The sequence below is a fragment of the Streptomyces sp. enrichment culture genome (assembly GCF_964273255.1).
Lineage (GTDB): Bacteria > Actinomycetota > Actinomycetes > Streptomycetales > Streptomycetaceae > Streptomyces.
Genome location: NZ_OZ186835.1, coordinates 3,040,934 through 3,058,682, shown reverse-complemented (window position 1 = coordinate 3,058,682; position 17,749 = coordinate 3,040,934). Strand labels below are relative to the sequence as shown.

At 71.9% G+C, this 17,749-nt stretch carries 16 protein-coding genes and 1 pseudogene; 8 read left to right on the top strand and 9 right to left on the bottom strand.

Translation table 11 applies throughout. From position 1 onward, the window contains the following. Positions 1 to 79 precede the first annotated feature (79 nt). The 4 genes from ACSU53_RS13045 to ACSU53_RS13030 all read right to left on the bottom strand — a co-directional run bounded on the left by ACSU53_RS13045 (position 80) and on the right by ACSU53_RS13030 (position 3,056). Positions 80 to 670: a hemerythrin domain-containing protein gene (locus ACSU53_RS13045; RefSeq protein WP_437027460.1), complete on the bottom strand. Its 591-nt coding sequence runs from the start codon at positions 668 to 670 to the stop codon at positions 80 to 82. 8 nt (positions 671 to 678) lie between these two features. Then, positions 679 to 1,878, bottom strand: coding sequence for a hypothetical protein (locus tag ACSU53_RS13040; RefSeq protein WP_437027458.1), 1,200 nt, complete (start codon positions 1,876 to 1,878; stop codon positions 679 to 681). A gap of 294 nt (positions 1,879 to 2,172) precedes the next feature. Next, the gene (locus tag ACSU53_RS13035; RefSeq protein WP_437027456.1) at positions 2,173 to 2,631 is read right to left on the bottom strand and encodes an arsenate reductase ArsC; all 459 of its coding nucleotides are present in this window, start codon (positions 2,629 to 2,631) and stop codon (positions 2,173 to 2,175) included. Between the two features lie 44 nt (positions 2,632 to 2,675). Beyond that, entirely contained in the window at positions 2,676 to 3,056 is a 381-nt protein-coding gene (locus ACSU53_RS13030) for an ArsR/SmtB family transcription factor (protein ID WP_437027454.1), read from the bottom strand. 182 nt (positions 3,057 to 3,238) lie between these two features. On the opposite strand from ACSU53_RS13030, the gene ACSU53_RS13025 reads away from it, so the two are divergent. Further along, complete coding sequence (locus ACSU53_RS13025) at positions 3,239 to 4,627, top strand: FAD-dependent oxidoreductase (protein WP_437027452.1); 1,389 nt, start codon at positions 3,239 to 3,241, stop codon at positions 4,625 to 4,627. A gap of 76 nt (positions 4,628 to 4,703) precedes the next feature. Here ACSU53_RS13025 and ACSU53_RS13020 read toward each other — a convergent pair whose 3' ends face one another. The 3 genes and pseudogenes from ACSU53_RS13020 to ACSU53_RS13010 form a co-directional block, all read right to left on the bottom strand. After that, positions 4,704 to 5,636, bottom strand: coding sequence for a phosphorothioated DNA-binding restriction endonuclease (locus ACSU53_RS13020; RefSeq protein ID WP_437027450.1), 933 nt, complete (start codon positions 5,634 to 5,636; stop codon positions 4,704 to 4,706). Between the two features lie 111 nt (positions 5,637 to 5,747). Continuing rightward, positions 5,748 to 5,978, bottom strand: a pseudogene (locus ACSU53_RS13015) (maleylpyruvate isomerase family mycothiol-dependent enzyme); the annotation flags it as partial. A 145-nt stretch (positions 5,979 to 6,123) separates the two neighbouring features. After that, complete coding sequence (locus ACSU53_RS13010; protein WP_030860612.1) at positions 6,124 to 6,561, bottom strand: hypothetical protein; 438 nt, start codon at positions 6,559 to 6,561, stop codon at positions 6,124 to 6,126. A 524-nt stretch (positions 6,562 to 7,085) separates the two neighbouring features. On the opposite strand from ACSU53_RS13010, the gene hemL reads away from it, so the two are divergent. The 7 genes from hemL to ccsB all read left to right on the top strand — a co-directional run bounded on the left by hemL (position 7,086) and on the right by ccsB (position 15,439). Then, entirely contained in the window at positions 7,086 to 8,402 is a 1,317-nt protein-coding gene (gene hemL, locus ACSU53_RS13005; RefSeq protein WP_437027448.1) for a glutamate-1-semialdehyde 2,1-aminomutase, read from the top strand. A 41-nt stretch (positions 8,403 to 8,443) separates the two neighbouring features. After that, positions 8,444 to 9,118: a histidine phosphatase family protein gene (locus ACSU53_RS13000; RefSeq protein WP_437033168.1), complete on the top strand. Its 675-nt coding sequence runs from the start codon at positions 8,444 to 8,446 to the stop codon at positions 9,116 to 9,118. 673 nt (positions 9,119 to 9,791) lie between these two features. Further along, positions 9,792 to 11,057 carry a polysaccharide deacetylase family protein gene (locus tag ACSU53_RS12995; RefSeq protein ID WP_437033166.1) on the top strand — a complete coding sequence of 422 codons (1,266 nt, stop codon included), beginning with the start codon at positions 9,792 to 9,794 and terminating at the stop codon, positions 11,055 to 11,057. A 65-nt stretch (positions 11,058 to 11,122) separates the two neighbouring features. Next, positions 11,123 to 11,758 carry a TlpA family protein disulfide reductase gene (locus ACSU53_RS12990; RefSeq protein WP_437027446.1) on the top strand — a complete coding sequence of 212 codons (636 nt, stop codon included), beginning with the start codon at positions 11,123 to 11,125 and terminating at the stop codon, positions 11,756 to 11,758. A gap of 1 nt (position 11,759) precedes the next feature. Beyond that, positions 11,760 to 12,533: a cytochrome c biogenesis CcdA family protein gene (locus ACSU53_RS12985; RefSeq protein WP_437027444.1), complete on the top strand. Its 774-nt coding sequence runs from the start codon at positions 11,760 to 11,762 to the stop codon at positions 12,531 to 12,533. A gap of 3 nt (positions 12,534 to 12,536) precedes the next feature. Then, positions 12,537 to 14,294, top strand: a complete 1,758-nt coding sequence (gene resB, locus ACSU53_RS12980; RefSeq protein WP_437027442.1) for a cytochrome c biogenesis protein ResB — start codon at positions 12,537 to 12,539, stop codon at positions 14,292 to 14,294. Between the two features lie 74 nt (positions 14,295 to 14,368). Continuing rightward, on the top strand, positions 14,369 to 15,439 hold the full coding sequence (ccsB, locus tag ACSU53_RS12975) for a c-type cytochrome biogenesis protein CcsB (protein ID WP_437033164.1): 1,071 nt from the start codon (positions 14,369 to 14,371) through the stop codon (positions 15,437 to 15,439). 407 nt (positions 15,440 to 15,846) lie between these two features. On the opposite strand, the gene ACSU53_RS12970 is transcribed toward ccsB, so the two are convergent. Together ACSU53_RS12970 and ACSU53_RS12965 are read right to left on the bottom strand one after the other, a co-directional pair. After that, positions 15,847 to 17,076 carry a hypothetical protein gene (locus ACSU53_RS12970; RefSeq protein WP_437027440.1) on the bottom strand — a complete coding sequence of 410 codons (1,230 nt, stop codon included), beginning with the start codon at positions 17,074 to 17,076 and terminating at the stop codon, positions 15,847 to 15,849. A gap of 209 nt (positions 17,077 to 17,285) precedes the next feature. Then, positions 17,286 to 17,672 carry a PLD nuclease N-terminal domain-containing protein gene (locus tag ACSU53_RS12965; protein WP_437027438.1) on the bottom strand — a complete coding sequence of 129 codons (387 nt, stop codon included), beginning with the start codon at positions 17,670 to 17,672 and terminating at the stop codon, positions 17,286 to 17,288. Positions 17,673 to 17,749: the final 77 nt, after the last annotated feature.

Here is a 17,749-nt window from a genome sequence, read left to right as displayed (position 1 = left end):
GCCCGGCCACGGACCCGCCCAGGGGACCGGTCCGTGGCCGGGAACGCCGGCCCGCCGTTCCGTGCGGTCGGCTCGGTGCTCAGTCCTTCCCCATGGCCTTGCGGACGGCGTCCTTCGTACGGTCCATCAGGGCCGCCACCGGCCCCACCGCCATGTTGGCCGCGCCCGACTGCACGCCGGGGTGCGGCCGGGTGGGCGCCATGGCCTCGGCCGCCTTGATGGCCTTGGCCATCGTCGCGAGCCCGGCCGTGTCGGTGCTGCGCCGGATGTGAGTGAACTCGTAGCGTTCCTCGGCCCGTGCGTGCTTCTGGACGTCCATGCGCAGCTCCAGCAGCTTCGGCATGAACGCCGGGTCGTCCGTGTCCATCTCGTCGAGCGCCGCCAGCGTCTCCTTGGCGGCCTTCTCCTCGGCGAGGCGGTCCTCGACGACTTCCTCGCCGCCGGGGAACCCGCGCCGGGCGAAGGGGTGCACGACCTCCTGCTCGGCCGTCTCGTGCACGGCCAGCAGCCGCACCAGACGGCGGAAGGCGTCGCGGCGCTCCTCGCCCTGCGTGGCCTCGACCTCGTCGAAGAGGTTGCGGATGTCGCCGTGCTGCCGCATCAGCAGCGCGACCACGTCGTCGTCGGCGGCCCGGTCGTCCCCGGCGTGCGGGGTGGAAAGCTCGGACATGGCGCCCCTCACTTCTCCCGCATGGCGGGGTCGGGGTGCTCGCCCTCGGACTGCACGCGGTACTCGCGGCCGAACATCTCGTCGTGCTGGGCCATGACGCGGTCGCTGGGCGGTGCCTCGCCGCCGTGGATCTGCTCCTGCATCTTCTCGAACCGCTCGTGCGCCTCGCGCACATAACCGGCCCCGAGGGTGGTCAGGTCCATCTGGGTGTCCAGCAGCTCCCGGATGTAGCCCTTGTTCGGCTCGAAGGTGAGCACGTTGGGCAGCTCCGGGGCCAGGACCGAGGCGGGGTCACGGCCGTCGTGCCGGCGCATCAGGTCGCACGCCAGGTGCAGGTGCTCCAGCTCCATGTTCAGGTGCAGCTCCCAGATCGCCTTGACCTTCGGGTCGCTCTCCTGCTCCATGAAGGAGTAGTACAGGTAGCACTCGTTGTACTCGTGGTTGACGAGCTGCTCCCACCACGTCTCACCCGGGTCCACCAGGGACTCGTAGTGGGTGACGTGCTCCTCCTCGATGAGCCCGATCTCCTGGTAGAGCTGACGGGCGATCGGCTCCATGTAGGTGGGGCCGGTGTTCATGTAGAAGTTCATCGTCTGCTGCTCCGTCGACATGATCGTCAGCGCGTGCAGCTTGGACAGCGGGTTCGTCTCGTCCTTGGCGTACGGGTCACGGACGTTGTCGTACGCGTCGCGGTGGTGGTACCGGGTGGGCCTGCCGGGCATGACCTCGGTCAGGTTGTCGACGATCGACTCCGCCTTGCGGTGCTCGATCATCTCGTACAGGTTCGCGTACCGGTACAGGTGGTCGAAGTCCTCCAGGACGCCGAACTGGTAGGCCTGCTTCAGGTACGGGTCCGGCTCCATCCGCGCGACCCACGCCGTCAGGTCCACGGCGACCTGCTCGTACGCGATGGTCGTCTCCAGCACCGAAGCCACGCCCGGCAGCAGCCAGTTGACGGCCTTCTGCTGCTGCGCCTCGATGTAGCGGACCCGGGCCAGCTGCCGCTTCACCTCGGGGTCGGTCGTGTGGCGGGCCATGTGGTGGCTGAACATGATCGCTTCGACCTCGATGCCGTTCATCGTGATGACACGGCAGCGGGTGTACGGGTCGGAGTGGTCCGGGTCGATCGGCTCCACGTTCAGTTCGCGCCAGCTCCGTAGCTGGCGGTCCAGCGGGATGCCCCGCTGCTCCAGTGGGTTGAAGGTCATGGGGGGTGCCTCCTGTGGACGAGGGGGGGACTCGCGCGCCGCCGGGGTACCCCGTATCGGGCGACCCGCACGAGTCGGCACCACAATTGGTTCATCTCCGTCGCTTTCCAGCCACCGCTCACACCCGTGGGTCCCGCAGTTCGCTCGGATGGACGAAGCGGGGCCGAGCACGTGTGCCCGTCCTGCGCGGTGTGGGGAGAGGCGCCCCCGCGGTCACCCTCCGGGCGGTCCCGCAGGCCGGCCCGCGGCCCGCGCCGCCCGCGGCCCGCGGAACCGCGACCTCGTCGTGCCCGGTCAGGCCTCGGCCGCCCGTTCGATCTCGGTGATCAGCGCCTCGACGCGCCGCCTGATCGCGTCCCGGATCGGACGGACGGCGTCGAGTCCCTTGCCCGCCGGGTCCTCCAGCTCCCAGTCGAGATACGTCCTGCCGGGGAAGACGGGGCAGGCGTCGCCGCAGCCCATCGTGATGACGTAGTCGGACGCCTGGACCGCTTCGCGGGTCAGGATCCTCGGCCGGGCACCGGCGAGGTCGACGCCGGCCTCCCTCATCGCCTCCACGGCCGCCGGGTTGACCCGGTCGGCGGGGGCGGAGCCCGCGGAGCGGACCTCGACGCGGTCACCCGCCAGGTGCCGCAGGAACCCGGCGGCCATCTGGGAACGGCCGGCGTTGTGCACGCAGACGAACAGCACGGAGGCGAGGGGAGCGCGGTGACCGGGGTGATCGCGGTGGGCGTCGGGAGCGGAGGGCGGCATGGCGGTGTTCTTCCTTCACGTCCGAGGTGACGTCCGGCGCGGGGTCAGTCCGAGGCGGGCAGCGCGAGCAGCCGGCCCATCGCCGCGAGGACGGACGGCTCGACGCGGTAGTAGACCCAGGTGCCGCGCCGCTCGGAGGTGAGCAGACCCGCCTCCTTGAGCTTCCTGAGGTGGTGGGACACCGTCGGCTGGGAGACGCCCACGTCGGAGATGTCGCACACGCACGCCTCGCCGCCCTCGTGCGAGGCGACCGAGGAGAACAGCCGCAGCCGCACCGGATCGCCGAGAGCCTTGAACATCCGTGCGGCCGTCTCGGACTCCTCGACGGTGAACGGGCGCTCGGTGAGCGGCGGACAGCACGGCGCCGCGGCGGCGTCGGTTCCGGTCTCGGACTCGATCAGCGGAAGCGCCTTGGTGTTCGACATGCGTCTATGTTGACACACGTCGAATCAAGGTCTCTACTTTGAGATACATCTATGTCGACGATCGTCGAAGCAGGAAGCAGGAACAGGAACCAGGAACCAGGAAGCAGACGCCGCTCCGGCTCCCGGCTTCGACGTGAACGACCCATCGACGGATGTCGAGACCACGAGACAAGGGGAGACCCGTGACCGCCACCACCGACCCGTTGCCCGTCGTCGTCATCGGTGCGGGCCCCACCGGCCTGGCCGCTGCCGCCCGCCTGGTCGAGCGGGGCATCGAACCCCTGGTGCTGGAGGCCGGCCCCGCCGCCGGCACCGCCGTCCGCGCCTGGGCGCACGTGCGGCTGTTCTCGCCCTGGGCGGAACTCACCGACCCGGCCGCCGAGAAACTGCTGGCCCCCACGGGCTGGACCCGCCCGGACGCGGCCGCCCACCCCACCGGCGGTGACTGGGCCGGGCGCTACCTCCAGCCGCTCGCCGACGTCCTGGGCGACCGGGTCCGCTACGGCGCCACGGTCACCGGGGTGGCCCGCGCGGGCCGTGACCGCGTCGTCGACGCCGATCGCGACCGGCAGCCTTTCGCCGTGCACGTCACCTCGGCCGGCGGCGGGGAGGAACGGATCGACGCCCGCGCCGTCATCGACGCGTCCGGCACCTGGTCCACGCCCGGCCCGATGGGTGCGGACGGCCTGCCGGCGCCGGGGGAGAGGGCGGCCGCCGACCGCGTCTCCTACCGGATCCCCGACTTCCGCGACCCGGCCGTCCGAGCCCGGTACGCGGGCCGGCGGACCGCCGTCGTCGGCTCGGGAGCATCCGCGTTCACCGCCCTCGCCCTCCTCGCCGACCTGGCCGGGACCGCACCCGGCACGCACGCCGTGTGGATCCTGCGCCGCGGCCTCGGGGCGCACTCCTTCGGCGGCGGCACGGCCGACCAGCTCCCCGCCCGCGGTGCCCTGGGCCTGCGGGCCAAGGCCGCCGTCGAGGACGGCCACGCGTCGGCCGTGACCGGCTTCCGCGTGCGGGCCGTGGAGCGCGACGGCGAACGGCTCGTGCTCACCGCCGAGGACGGACGCCACCTGGACCCGGTGGACGAGGTGATCGTGCTGACCGGGCTCCGGCCCGACCTGTCCTTCCTCTCCGAGGTCCGCCTCGGCCTCGACGAGCGCCTCCAGGCCCCGGCGGCACTGGCCCCGCTGATCGACCCGAACCTGCACTCCTGCGGCACCGTGCCCCCGCACGGCGCGGCCGCACTCTCCCACCCGGAGGTGGGCCTCTACCTGGTCGGCATGAAGTCCTACGGCCGCGCACCCACGTTCCTGGCCCTGACCGGCTACGAGCAGGTCCGTTCCGTCGCCGCCGCGATCGCCGGGGACCACGAGGCCGCCGAGCGCGTCGAACTGACCCTGCCGGAGACCGGCGTGTGCGGCGGTGCGGGCCTCTACGACACCCCGGACGCCACCCGCCCCGGCCAGGACAGCGGCTGCTGCACGGCCCCGACCACGCCCACCCTCGGCACCGACACCGGCACCGGCACCGGCACCGGCTGCGGACCCGGAGCCTCCGGCGGCTGCTGACCGCGCCCGTCCGCCTGTTTCCGGTCGGCGGTCGCCGCCGTGGGCCCGTCCCGCCTGCACGACGGGGTGCGGGATCCTAGGGGGGCGGCCGTCGCGCGCCGACAACGGACACGGCGGGGCGGGGATCGCCGTGGAAGACCTGCCGGGTGTGCCAGTCGCGGTGGGCCGCCGCTATGGGGTCCATGCCGGGCTGAGGGCCGATGACGGGGCGGCCCGCGAGGGCGGTGACCTGCTCACGCGCGGCGGGGCTGTGGCCGACGAAACGCTGTGAGACCAGGATGCGCAGGTCGTCCCCCACCCCGAGGACTCCCTTGTCGAAGAGCTTGTGGTGCAGCGAGCACAGGCACAGCCCGTTGTCGACCTCGTCGGGTCCGCCGAAGGCCCACCAGCGCACGTGAGCGGCCTCCAGACCGACCGGCACCGTGCCGAGTCGGCCGTCGTACCCGCAGAAGGCGCAGCGGTACTCGTAGGCCGTCAGCACCAGTCGGCGCATCCGCGGGTCCCGCTGACGGCGCACCACCGCCGACTGCTCCACCGCGGCCGTCTCCGGCTCCAGTCCGACGGCTTCGCACAGTTCGCCGTGCACGGAGGGCGGGAAGTGGCGGTCGAGAAGCAGGCGCGTGATGCAGCCGAGCAACTCCGGTTCGCGCCGCAGCGCCGCCCTCAGGTCCGGTGCGAGCCTGCCGGTCGCGCCCGTCTCCCGCAGGTCCCGCACTCCGGTCCCCGGGCTGCCCGGTCCGTGATCGGTGCGGACCTCCCACACGCCGTCGCTCACCAGGTGGTGGAAGGGGTAGGCCGGTGTCGTCCGGTGCGGCGGACCGTACTCGGTCAGCAGTCGCTGGAGGTCCTGTTCCACCGCGGTGTACCGCAGGCCCCCGTCGGCATCGGCATGCGCGTCGTCCTGCCGGAAGCGGCCGAGGGCGTACAGCAGGAGCAGCGGTTTGTGCGGCGCGCGCGTACCGCTGCGCGTCCACTGCCTCAGCTTTGCGACCCGCTCCAGCCAGTCCATGGCGGTTGATCGTAGACGCGACGGCGCATGTCCGTCCGGGCTCCGGAGAAGGGGGCGGTCGTACAGCCCGTGCCGCCCCCTTCCGGCCCGGACCCGGAGGCCGGCATCGCGTCACGGTGTCCCGCACCGGCTGCGGAGGAGTTCCACCCCGTCGCCCTCCAGGTCGTCGCAGTACGCCGCACGCCGGGTCATGGCCATCACCAGGGCCAGGGTGGGGCCGGACACCACGGGCCCGGCACCGGTCCGGAAAGGGCCGTCGTCCGCGACGAGGAGCAGACCGCCGATCCGGCCCTTCGCGAGCACCACGAGGTCCGTCCCCCGGTAATACTCGGCGACCCGCGTGGGGCAGGGCAGCGCGCGAACCGGCTCGGTGCCCCCGGCGGGACCACGGTGCCCCCGCGATGTGCCCCGGCCGCCCGACGGCGCCTGCCGGCACACGACGAGGGCGGGACCCGAAGGTCCCGCCCGAACGCCACGAAACTCCGGATCAGGGCCACACCAGGCAGTACGCCTGGTGTCCCGCCTCATGCAGCCGGTGTGAGAAGTCCTGCCACTCGTGCAGCAGCTGGTACACGTTGAACGCGTCCCGGGGGCCGCCGCGGTCCGGGACCGTGGACCAGATGAAGGCCGCCGCGCCGACCGCTTCCTCACCTATGCCGCGCAGGGGGTCGACGACCGTCATGGGGAGCTTCACGACCGCGTAGTCGGGGTGCAGGACGACCAGTTCCAGGGGCGGGACCTTGTGCAGGGGGACGCCCTCTATGCCGGTGAGGACCATGGCGGCCATGGTCTCCGGCTTGATCTTGGTGAACATGCCGCCCATGCCGAGCTCGTCGCCGCCGAGTTCCTCGGGGCGCATCGAGATCGGGACGCGGGCCGCGGTGGCGCCATCGGGCGCGCCGAAGTACTTGTACGTCACCCCCACCCGACCACCATTCCTGCTCCCCGCCCCCAGCCGGTCGAGGCGCTGCTCGATCCGGTCGGGCTCGTTCGGTACTCCGTGTGCCCGACGTGCCGCTTCCGCGTCTTCCGCCTCGCGCCGGTGCCTTCCCCGCCTGGACCGACGAGGACCCAGGTCATCGGTCCCCTCGCCCAGTCCGCCACCGCGATGCATATCTCCACCCGACTGCTTTTCTAGGACGCGTGGTCCCCACCGCGCAACCCGATCATCGTGTCAGTGACCTCCCCCACGGCCGCGCGCCGAAACGTGCGGTCCGACATATGTCCGCGGGGCCTCGGCGGCCTCCGGCCGCACGGGCCGTGTGAGCTGTGTGTATCAGACGACAGTTTCGCAGATCACGGCGGATTCGGGGCCGGATGCCGCAGGAGGCGGGGACACCGGGGGCGGACGGCGGGCCCGGCGGGCTCGCACCGCTCCTGGCCTACCCTGAACAGGTCACTCGCACCCGGAGTCCGGTTCGTCGGAGAAGGTCGGAGAAGTCGCAGGTCATGAGCGAACTGCCATATTCATACGAAGCCCCCGCCTCGCAGGCGCTGTTCGACCGTGCCGCGGCCGTCACCCCCGGTGGCGTCAACTCACCGGTGCGTGCTTTCCGCGCCGTCGGCGGCACCCCGCGGTTCATGGTGTCCGGCACCGGCCCGTACCTCACCGACGCCGACGGGCGGGAGTACGTCGACCTGGTGTGCTCGTGGGGGCCGATGATCCTGGGGCACGCCCACCCCGAGGTGATCGCCGCCGTGCAGGAGGCCGTCGCGCGCGGTACGTCCTTCGGCACGCCCGGTGAGGGCGAGGTCGCGCTCGCCGAGGAGATGGTCGCCCGGATCGATCCACTGGAGGAGGTCCGGCTGGTCTCCAGCGGGACCGAGGCCACCATGTCGGCCATCCGCCTCGCCCGCGGCTTCACGCGGCGCACCAAGGTGATCAAGTTCGCCGGGTGCTACCACGGTCACGTCGACTCGCTGCTCGCGTCCGCCGGCTCGGGCGTCGCCACCTTCGCGCTGCCGGACACGCCGGGCGTCACCGGCGCCCAGGCCGGGGACACCATCGTCCTGCCGTACAACGACCTGGAGGCCGTGCACGCCGCGTTCGCCGCGCACCCCGGGGAGATCGCCTGCGTGATCACCGAGGCGTCCCCCGGCAACATGGGCGTCGTGCCGCCGCTGCCCGGCTTCAACCAGGGGCTGAAGGACGCCTGCGCCGCCAACGGCGCGCTGTACATCTCCGACGAGGTGATGACCGGCTTCCGCACCAGCCGCGCCGGCTGGTTCGGCATCGACGGGGTGCGGCCCGACCTGATGACCTTCGGCAAGGTCATGGGCGGCGGCTTCCCGGCCGCGGCCTTCGGCGGCCGGGCCGACGTCATGGCGCACCTGGCGCCCGCCGGCCCCGTCTACCAGGCCGGCACCCTCTCCGGGAACCCGGTCGCCACCGCCGCAGGTCTCGCCCAGCTGCGGCTGCTCGACGACGCCGCCTACGAGAAGGTCGACGCGGTGTCGGCGCAGATCCAGGCACTCGTCGCCGAGGCGCTGACCAAGGAGGGCGTCGCGCACACCCTGCAGAACGCCTCCAACATGTTCTCGGTCTTCTTCACCGACCGGCCGGTGCGCGACTACGAGGACGCCAAGGCGCAGGAGTCCTTCCGCTTCACCGCCTTCTTCCACTCCCTGCTGGCCGACGGCGTGTACCTGCCGCCGTCGTCGTTCGAGTCCTGGTTCGTCTCGACCGCGCACGACGAGCGGGCCGTCCAGCGGATCGCCGACGCCCTTCCGGCGGCGGCCCGCGCGGCGGCGGAGGCGACCGCGTGAGCACGGGGGAGGAGGGGTCCGTGAAGAAGCACGACGACGACATGGGCGACATCACCGTCGTCCACCTGATGCGGCACGGTGAGGTGCACAACCCGGAGGGCATCCTCTACGGCCGGCTGCCCGGCTACCACCTGTCCGATCTGGGCCGGCGGATGGCCGACCGTGTCGCCGAGCACCTCGCGAGCCGTGACATCACCCACGTCGGCGCCTCGCCCCTGGAACGGGCGCAGGAGACGGCCGAGCCGATCGCCAAGGCGCACGGCCTGGACATCGCCACCGACGCCCGGCTGATCGAGGCGGGCAACGTCTTCCAGGGCAAGACCTTCGGCGTCGGAGACGGGGCGCTGCGCCGGCCGGGCAACTGGCGGCACGTCGTCAACCCGTTCAAGCCGTCCTGGGGCGAGCCCTACGTGGACCAGGTGGTCCGGATGAAGGGCGCGATGGACGCGGCCCGGGACGCGGCGCGCGGTCACGAGGCGGTGCTGGTCAGCCACCAGTTGCCGATCTGGATCGTGCGGTCGTTCGTCGAGCGGCGGCGGCTGTGGCACGACCCGCGCCGCCGGGAGTGCACGCTGGCCTCGCTCACCACGTTCACCTACCAGGGCGACCGGATCGTCTCCGTCGGCTACAGCGAGCCGGCCCGCGACCTCGTCCCCGCCCATCTGCTCGCCGGCGCCAAGCCGGTGAAGGGGCAGGGCAAGGCGTTCGGCGCCTGAAACGGGCACAGCGGGGCGTAATGGCGTGTAAAGGTGCGGCGTAACGGTGCGGGGCGGGGCGTCGCCTGACGGGACGTGACGGATCCGGACGGGGCGCCCCGGGCAGGAGCCGTGCGGGGGCGGACCGGTCAGGGGCCGTGCCGGAGTGACCAGGTCCGGATCCGGGCGGAGGTGACCCGGTCCGGATCCGGAGCGTCGTGTGACGGCCGGTTGTTCGGTCCGATCCGTCCCGGCACGCCGCGCGACGCCGCCCCGTCCCTCTTCCCCGCGCCCCCACGGTGGGGCACGCACCCCCGGAGCCGAAACCCGCAGACCCACAGCCGGGGCCCGCACGCCGCACCCCCGAGCCCGAGTCCCGTACTGACACAGGAGCCCGCGCTCCGAGCCCGAGCCCCGCCCCGTACGCCCCTGCCCCGAACGCCCCCGCACCCTCTTCCGTACCGGAGGGGTGCGGGGGCCGGTCCTGTTGTGTACGGTCCCGTGACCGGTCCGGGTGGCCGGTGTGTCACCGGGCGCGTGGCCGGCTGCGGGAGTGTTCTCCACGGTGTGGCTTTCGTTGCGGAATCTCCGCATATGGCCGGGAACCTCCCCGAGCCCGCTGTCCTCTGACTGAGTGAACACCCTTCACGACGTGACGATCGGGGATGCCATGCGCAGTCTCACCCGCAGGGGAATGCTCGGGCTCGGTGCGGGCGCCGCGGCCGCCGTCTCGTTGGCCGGCTGCGGCGGCCTCACGGGAACGGACGGCTCGGGCGGCACCGGCGGTTCCGGCGGCGGGAGCAAGCCGAAGCCCAAGCCGAGCAGGACCGTGCGCCCCATCGGTGACGGTTCGACCTCCTTCACCGGCAAGCAGCCCCACCAGCCCGCCGCGCCGAAACCGCTGGAGCCGGGGGAGACCCCGCCGCAGTTCGTCGTCTTCTCCTGGGACGGGGCCGGTGAGGTCGGCAACGGGCTGTTCCCGCGCTTCCTGGACCTCGCCAAGGAGCACGGCGCGCACATGACCTTCTTCCTTTCGGGGCTGTACCTGCTCCCGGAGTCGAAGAAGCGGCTGTACGACCCGCCGAACAACCCGCGCGGCGCCTCGGACATCGGCTACCTCACCGACGACCACGTCAAGGACACCCTGAAGAACGTCCGCCGGGCCTGGCTGGAGGGCCACGAGATCGGCACCCACTTCAACGGCCACTTCTGCGCCGGCTCCGGCAGCGTGGCCAACTGGACGCCGAAGCAGTGGCGCAGTGAGATCGAGCAGGCGAAGTCGTTCGTGAAGAAGTGGCGCACCCACTCCGGCTGGACCGAACTGGAGTCCCTGCCGTTCGACTACGACAAGGAACTCGTCGGCGGTCGCACTCCGTGTCTGCTGGGCCAGGACAATCTGCTGCCCACCGCCCGCGAGCTGGGCTGGCGCTACGACGCCTCCTCACCGGGGGGACGGCAGGTCTGGCCCTCCAAGAAGCAGGGCATATGGGACCTTCCGCTCCAGCAGATACCTTTCCCCGGACGTTCTTTCGAGGTCCTGTCGATGGACTACAACATGCTCGCCAACCAGTCCCTCAACACGACCAAGGCGCCCGCCCACAACTACCCGGGCTGGCGCGAACAGGCGACCGGAGCCTACATATCGGGCTTCAAGCGGGCATACGAGTCGAACCGGGCACCCTTCTTCATCGGCAACCACTTCGAGGAGTGGAACGGCGGCATCTACATGGACGCCGTGGAGCAGGCCCTGAAGCACATCGCCCGGGAGAAGGAGAAGGGCGGCGACGTGAGGCTCGTCTCCTTCCGGCAGTTCACCGACTGGCTGGACGTGCAGAAGCCCGAGGTGCTCGACCGGCTGCGCACCCTGGACGTGGGCCAGGAACCGGCCGGGGGCTGGAGCTCCTTCCTCAAGGACACCGGGGGCACCGGCACCGGAAGTGCCTCCCCGGACGCCTCCTGACGCGGCGCGGCCGCCCGCCAGGGGGGTGGGCAAGATCCCCAGAACGGGCATGCGAAACTTTTCACATGAGTGCCGTCAGCCGCGCCCCCCAGCGCTCGAACCGGGCCGCCCGTGTGACTGTCCGCCGCCGCGTCGCTTTGACCGCCGGTGCCGCCGTGGCCGCACTGCTCGTTTCCGCCTGCGGGTCGGGCGGGACGTCCGGCGGAGGCGGCGACACCAACTTCGTCGCCGGCTCCGACGGCATCGCCACCGTCCCCCGGGGCGAGCGGGCGACGGTGCCCGAGCTGTCCGGCGAGGACCTGGAGGGCGAGCCGCTCGACGTCGCCGACTACCGGGGCAAGGTCGTCGTCCTCAACGTGTGGGGCTCCTGGTGCAACCCCTGCCGCGCCGAGGCCAAGCACTTCGCCAAGGTCTCCCGCGACTACGCCGACAAGGGGGTGCAGTTCGTCGGCATCAACACCCGGGACACCAGCATCGGCAACGCGCTCGCCTTCGAGAAGGACTTCGACGTTCCCTACCCGAGCCTGTACGACCCGACGGGCAAGCTGCTGCTGCGCTTCGAGAAGGGCACACTGAACCCGCAGGCCATCCCCTCCACCCTGATCCTGGACCGGAAGGGCGGGATCGCCGCCCGCACGCTGTCCCCGCTCAGCGAGGAACGCCTGCTGAAGATGCTCGAGCCGGTCGTCGCGGAGAAGTGACGTGACGACCCTGCACACGCTCGCCACCGGCGTGGACCCGAACACCACCGTGCTCAACGGTGCGCTGCTGGTGGCGTTGCCCATCGCGCTGCTCGGCGGACTCGTCTCCTTCTTCTCGCCCTGCGTACTGCCGCTGGTCCCCGGCTACCTCTCTTACGTCACCGGTGTCTCCGGAACAGACCTGGCCGACGCCAGGCGCGGCCGGATGGTCGCCGGTGCCTCCCTGTTCGTCCTCGGGTTCACCGTGGTCTTCGTCTCCGGAGGGGCCTTCTTCGGGTACTTCGGACAGACCCTCCAGGAGCAGTCGGGCGTCCTGACCAAGGTGCTCGGGGTCTTCATGATCCTCATGGGCGTCTTCTTCATGGGCATGATGCCCTGGCTGACCCAACGGGAGTTCCGTTTCCACAAGCGGCCGGCGGCCGGTCTGGTCGGCGCGCCCGTCCTCGGCGCCCTGTTCGGAATCGGCTGGACCCCGTGCATCGGCCCGACGCTGGCCTCGGTGACGGCCCTGTCCTTCAGCAACGCCACCGCCGGACGCGGCGCCATACTGACCGTCGCCTACTGCATCGGCCTCGGCCTGCCGTTCGTGCTCACCGCCGTCGCCTTCCGCAAGGCGCTCGGCGCCTTCGACTGGGTCAAGCGGCACTATGTCTGGGTCATGCGCATCGGCGGCACGATGATGATCGTGACCGGTGTGCTGCTGCTGACCGGCGCGTGGGACAGTCTCGTGGCGGAGATGCAGACCTGGTCCAACGGCTTCACGGTGGGGATCTGACCCATGAGCGACACCACGACCGACACCGCGAAGGCCGGTGACGAGCGGGACCTGGGCGCCGCCGGCTCCCGGATGTCCACCGCTCCCCGCGAGGAGCAGCCCAGCCTGCCCTCCCTGGGCGTCATCGGCTGGGCCCGCTGGTTCTGGCGGCAGCTGACCTCGATGCGGGTCGCGCTGCTGCTGCTCCTGCTGCTGTCGCTGGCCGCGATCCCCGGCTCGCTGATCCCGCAGACCGGGATCGACGAGACGCAGGTCGCCGACTTCCGCGAGCAGCACGAGGTCCTGGCACCGATCTACGACAAGCTGGGCCTGTTCAACGTCTACAGCTCGGTGTGGTTCTCCGCGATCTACATCCTGCTGTTCGTCTCCCTCATCGGCTGCATCGTGCCCCGCACCTGGCAGTTCGTGGGCCAGCTGCGCGGCCGCCCGCCGGGCGCCCCCCGGCGGCTGGACCGGCTGCCCGCGCACACCACCTGGCGCACCGCGGCCGAGCCCGAGGAGGTCCGCGAGGCCGCACTGGCCCTGCTGAAGAAGCGCCGCTTCCGGGCCCACGTGGCCGGTGACGCCGTCGCCGCCGAGAAGGGCTACCTGCGCGAGGTCGGCAACCTGACCTTCCACATCGCGCTGATCGTGATGCTGGTCGCCTTCGCCTGGGGCCAGTTGTTCAAGTCCGAGGGCAACAAGCTGATCGTCGAGGGCGACGGGTTCTCCAACACGCTCCCGCAGTACGACGACTTCAAGTCCGGCAACCTCTTCGACGTCGGCGACCTGGAGCCGTTCAGCTTCACGGTGAAGGACTTCAAGGGCACCTACGAGCGCAGCGGCCCCAACAAGGGCACCCCGCGCACGTACGAGGCCGACCTCACTTACAGCGAGGGCGCCTACGGCGAGGAGAAGACCACCACCGTCAAGGTCAACAAGCCGCTGGAGATCGGCGACGCCAAGGTCTACCTGGTCAGCCACGGCTACGCCCCCGTGGTCACCGTCCGCGACGGCAAGGGCGAGGTCGTCTACCGCAGCGCCGTGCCGCTGCTGCCGCTGGACGGCAACGTCACGTCCTCCGGCGTGGTCAAGGTCCTCGACGGTTACCGCAACCCCGAGGGCAAGAAGGAACAGCTCGGCTTCAACGCCTTCTTCGTGCCCACCTTCGGCGGCTCGGCCAGCGGCACCATGCTGTCGCAGTTCCCCGCGCTGGACTATCCGGTGCTCGCCCTGTCCGCGTACCACGGCGACCTGAAGGCCGACTCGGGCATCCCGCAGAGCGTGTACCAGATGGACAAGACGAAGATGGAGGAGTTCAAGGACGCCGACGGCGAGCTGTTCAAGCAGATGCTCACGCCCGGCGAGACCATGACCCTCCCCGACGGCGCCGGCTCGGTCACCTTCGAGAAGGACGTCAAGGAGTGGGCCGGTTTCCAGATCGTCCAGGAGCCGGGCGGCGGCTGGGCCCTGGGCGGCTCCGTCGTCGCGATCATGGGTCTCGCCGCCTCCCTGTTCATCCAGCGCCGCCGCGTGTGGGTGCGCGCGGTGCAGGGCGCCGACGGCGTCACCGTCGTCGAGATGGGCGGCCTCGGCCGCAGCGAGTCCGCCAAGGTGCCCGAGGAACTCGGCGACCTCGCGGACGTCCTCTACGACCGGGCCCCGGGTGTCCCCGGACCGGACGACCCACCCGGGGAAACCGCGGCCTCGGCCGATCCCCCCGCCTCCGACTCCGCATCCGACTCCGAAGTCGAACCTGCCGAAGGGGCTGAGAAGCAGTGACTCTCGCCGCCGCAACCGATCTGGCCGGGGCTGCCACGCAGCTGGCCGCCGCCAACAACGAGAGCCTCGCCGAGATGAGCAACGTCCTCATCTACTCGGCGATGGCGGTCTACACCCTGGCCTTCTTCGCGTACATCGCCGAGTGGATCTTCGGCAGCCGCAGCAAGGTCGCCCGCACCGCCTCCGCCCTCACCCCCGCCGCCGGGGCGAAGAGCGGACCGGCCGTCACCGTGCGGCAGGGCGGCGGGACCGCCGTGCTGGAGCGGCCCAAGGTCGCCGTCCGGGCGGCCTCCGGCTCCCGTGACGTGCCGGACGGCCCCGGTGCCCACGGCGGGGACGAGCAGGGCGACCTCTACGGCCGGATCGCCGTCTCCCTCACCGTGCTCGCGTTCCTGCTCGCGGTCGGCGGGGTCCTCACCCGCGCGCTGTCCGTGGAACGGGCGCCGTGGGGCAACATGTACGAGTTCAACATCACGTTCTCCACCACCGCGGTCGGCATCTACCTCCTGCTGCTGGCGCTGAAGAAGAACGTGCGCTGGATCGGCCTGTTCCTGACCACCGCCGTCCTGCTCGACCTCGGGCTCGCGGTCACCGTCCTCTACACCGAGAGCGACCAACTGGTCCCGGCGCTCCACTCGTACTGGCTGTACATCCACGTCTCGACGGCGATCCTGTGCGGCGCGGTCTTCTACGTCGGCGCCATGGGCACGGTCATGTACCTGTTCAAGGACTCGTACGAGAACAAGCTGGTGAACGGCGGCAAGCCCGGCGCCTTCGCGACCTCCGTCATGGAACGGCTGCCCTCCGCCGCCTCGCTGGACAAGTTCGCCTACCGGGTCAACGCGGCCGTGTTCCCGCTGTGGACGTTCACGATCATCGCGGGCGCCATCTGGGCCGGTGACGCCTGGGGCCGCTACTGGGGCTGGGACCCCAAGGAGACCTGGTCGTTCATCACCTGGGTCGCCTACGCCGGGTACCTGCACGCCCGCGCCACGGCCGGCTGGAAGGGCCGCAAGGCCGCCTACCTGGCCCTCGCCGCCTTCGGCTGCTGGCTGTTCAACTACTACGGCGTGAACATCTTCGTCTCCGGCAAGCACTCCTACGCCGACGTCGGCCTGGGCGCGCTGGCGGCCGTCGGCTTCTGACCCCCCGCGCCGTCGAAGGCCGGTTCGCCGTGACAGCGGTCACGGGGGCCGGCCTTCGCCGTTGCCGCCCGCGGTGACCGCCGCCGCGTCGCCGTGCCCCCGCCGCGTCGCCGTGACCGCCGTCGCGTCGCCGTGCCCGCCGTCGCGTCGCCGTGACCGCCGTCGCGTCGCCGTGCCCGCCGTCGCGTCGCCGTGACCGCCGTCGCGTCGCCGTGACCGTCGCCGGGGGGCGGGCCGGCCCGCCGGGCCCTGGGGGCCCGGGGCGGAGGACGCCCGGGTGTGAGGGGCCCGGCCCGCCTGCCGCCCTCCGGGCTGTGGTGAGCCGGGCGGGCGCCGGGCGCGGGAAGGCCGTGGCCCGCCCAGGGCGCACCGGACGGGCCGTCACCCGTGCCCGGCAAGACGCCCGTTCAGCGCCCGGACCCGGTGTGGCCCGCGCGGCGGCCGGAGCCCACGACCTCCGCCAGGAGGCCGTAGTACGCGGCGGGCCGGGACGCGAAGTCGACACGTGCGGCGAGTGCCGCCGGATCCGCGTCCGAGCCCCTCAGCAGGTCGACCGACGCCTGCGCGAACCGCTCGGCGGTGCGCGCCTGTCCGGCCGCGTCCAGAATGCCGCGCAACTCGGTCACCGCCAGTGGAGCCAGGTGACGCGCCTCGGGGGACGCGTCCAGCATCTGCCGCCGGCCGGCCGCGGGCGCGGCATCCGCCAGGAGCCGCTCCAGTTGCCCGGCCAGCCGCGCGCCCTCGCCGGCTGTCTCACGCGCCGCGGGCCCGGCCTCCACCAGCACCCGGAGGGCGTTCAACAGCCGTGCCGTGCCGGGGTCGAGCGGGTCGGGGTCCAGGCGCACCACCGTGTCGGCCTCCACGTCGGCGGCCCTGCACCGGGCGGCCTCCCACACCTTCTCCGCGGGGCGACGCCCCAGACGGGTGGCGTGCGCGACGCCCCACGCCCCGGCGTCGAGCACGTCCCGCACGGTGTGCAGACCGCTCCTTTCCCACACGTCGGCCGGCACCCTCCGTACTCCGGCGGCCCGCCGCAGCGTCCCGGCCGGCATCCGGTCCAGGCGTTCCCGCACCGCCGCCCGGTGCACGGGCTCCCAGGCGTGACGGACCGCCCGTACGGCGCGGGCGTGGTCCCCCGCGACCCGTTCGGCTGCCGTCCGCAGGCGTTCCGCCCGGCGCAGGACGCCCGGACGCACGCCGCTCACCCGGGTGCCGGACCGGACGGCGCCGCCGGCCACGCCGACGAACGTCAGGAGCAGGCCACAGCTGACCAGCACGTCGGACGCCAGGACGGCACCGCTGCCGTCGTGCTTCTCCTCCGAGTACAGCTCGCCCTTGTCCGCCCCCTCGGCGATCACGAATCCCGTCTCCCAGCCGAGGTCCGTACCCGGCCGGTACTCGGGCGCCTTCAGCAGCGGGTCCCGCTCGGGGTCGCAGCGGTAGGGCGCCTCGCGGGTGCCGGGACCGAACGGATCGCCCCACTGCACCTCGCAGGTCCCGTCCGGCTCCTCGTGCAGCACGGTCAGGTCGACCTGCTCCAGCTCGGGCATGCGGGCCGTCCACCACAGGCCGAACGACACCGAGATCAGCAGCAGCCCGAGCGCCACGGTGCAGCGGAGGACAGGTATCCGTCTCATTCCGCCCCCGTTCGCCCACGGCCGGTGCCGCACCCAGCCTGCCGGAGCTCACCTCATGTCAACCACCGTTGCCCCCGGCAGACAAGGGACGCCGGTCCCTTCCCGGTCCCGGCAGGGGCGCGGGGGAGGTGGCGGCGGGCAGGGGCGGGCCCGGGCAGGAGGCCCGCCCCGCCGGAGCCGGGGGAACGTGGTCCGTCGGGCGGCGCGGGTCAGTCGCCGCGGTCCTGCCTGCCCTTGTCGCCGTCCTCGTCGAGGTCCTTGGCCTGCTGGGTGTCCTCGGCGGGCCCGGCCGGCCTGGCCGGCTTGTCGTCGTTCAGGGACTTCAGGAAGTCCGGGTTGTCGTCCGGAGCCACCCACTGCTGCCTGCTGCCGCCGAAGCCCCAGGGGGAGCCGCCGGAACCGGGCGCGCCCGCGGGGTGGCGCTTCTTGCCGGCGATGATCCAGGAGATGGAGCCCACGAGCGGGAACAGCAGCACGAGGATCGCCCACAGCGGCTTGGGCATGTGACGGATGTCCTCGTCCTTCGTGCTGATGCAGTCGATGAACGCGTAGACGCTCAGAGCCAGCGGGACGAGGAACATCAGCACCCGGAGCATGGGCCTCTCCAGAGAAGGGGTCGTGGGGACATCGGCACAGCCCCCAGGTACAGGGCCAGGGTAACCGCTCGGGGATA

Coding starts and splice junctions, on each gene's coding strand:
- ACSU53_RS13040 (WP_437027458.1), bottom strand. CDS start 1,878: ATGACCTTCAACCCACTGGAGCAGCGGGGCATCCCGCTGGACCGCCAG.
- ACSU53_RS13020 (WP_437027450.1), bottom strand. CDS start 5,636: ATGGACTGGCTGGAGCGGGTCGCAAAGCTGAGGCAGTGGACGCGCAGC.
- ACSU53_RS13035 (WP_437027456.1), bottom strand. CDS start 2,631: ATGCCGCCCTCCGCTCCCGACGCCCACCGCGATCACCCCGGTCACCGC.
- ACSU53_RS13000 (WP_437033168.1), top strand. CDS start 8,444: ATGGGCGACATCACCGTCGTCCACCTGATGCGGCACGGTGAGGTGCAC.
- ACSU53_RS12990 (WP_437027446.1), top strand. CDS start 11,123: ATGAGTGCCGTCAGCCGCGCCCCCCAGCGCTCGAACCGGGCCGCCCGT.
- ACSU53_RS13045 (WP_437027460.1), bottom strand. CDS start 670: ATGTCCGAGCTTTCCACCCCGCACGCCGGGGACGACCGGGCCGCCGAC.
- ACSU53_RS12995 (WP_437033166.1), top strand. CDS start 9,792: ATGCTCGGGCTCGGTGCGGGCGCCGCGGCCGCCGTCTCGTTGGCCGGC.
- ACSU53_RS13030 (WP_437027454.1), bottom strand. CDS start 3,056: ATGTCGAACACCAAGGCGCTTCCGCTGATCGAGTCCGAGACCGGAACC.
- ACSU53_RS12970 (WP_437027440.1), bottom strand. CDS start 17,076: ATGAGACGGATACCTGTCCTCCGCTGCACCGTGGCGCTCGGGCTGCTG.
- ACSU53_RS12965 (WP_437027438.1), bottom strand. CDS start 17,672: ATGCTCCGGGTGCTGATGTTCCTCGTCCCGCTGGCTCTGAGCGTCTAC.
- resB (WP_437027442.1), top strand. CDS start 12,537: ATGAGCGACACCACGACCGACACCGCGAAGGCCGGTGACGAGCGGGAC.
- ccsB (WP_437033164.1), top strand. CDS start 14,369: ATGAGCAACGTCCTCATCTACTCGGCGATGGCGGTCTACACCCTGGCC.
- hemL (WP_437027448.1), top strand. CDS start 7,086: ATGAGCGAACTGCCATATTCATACGAAGCCCCCGCCTCGCAGGCGCTG.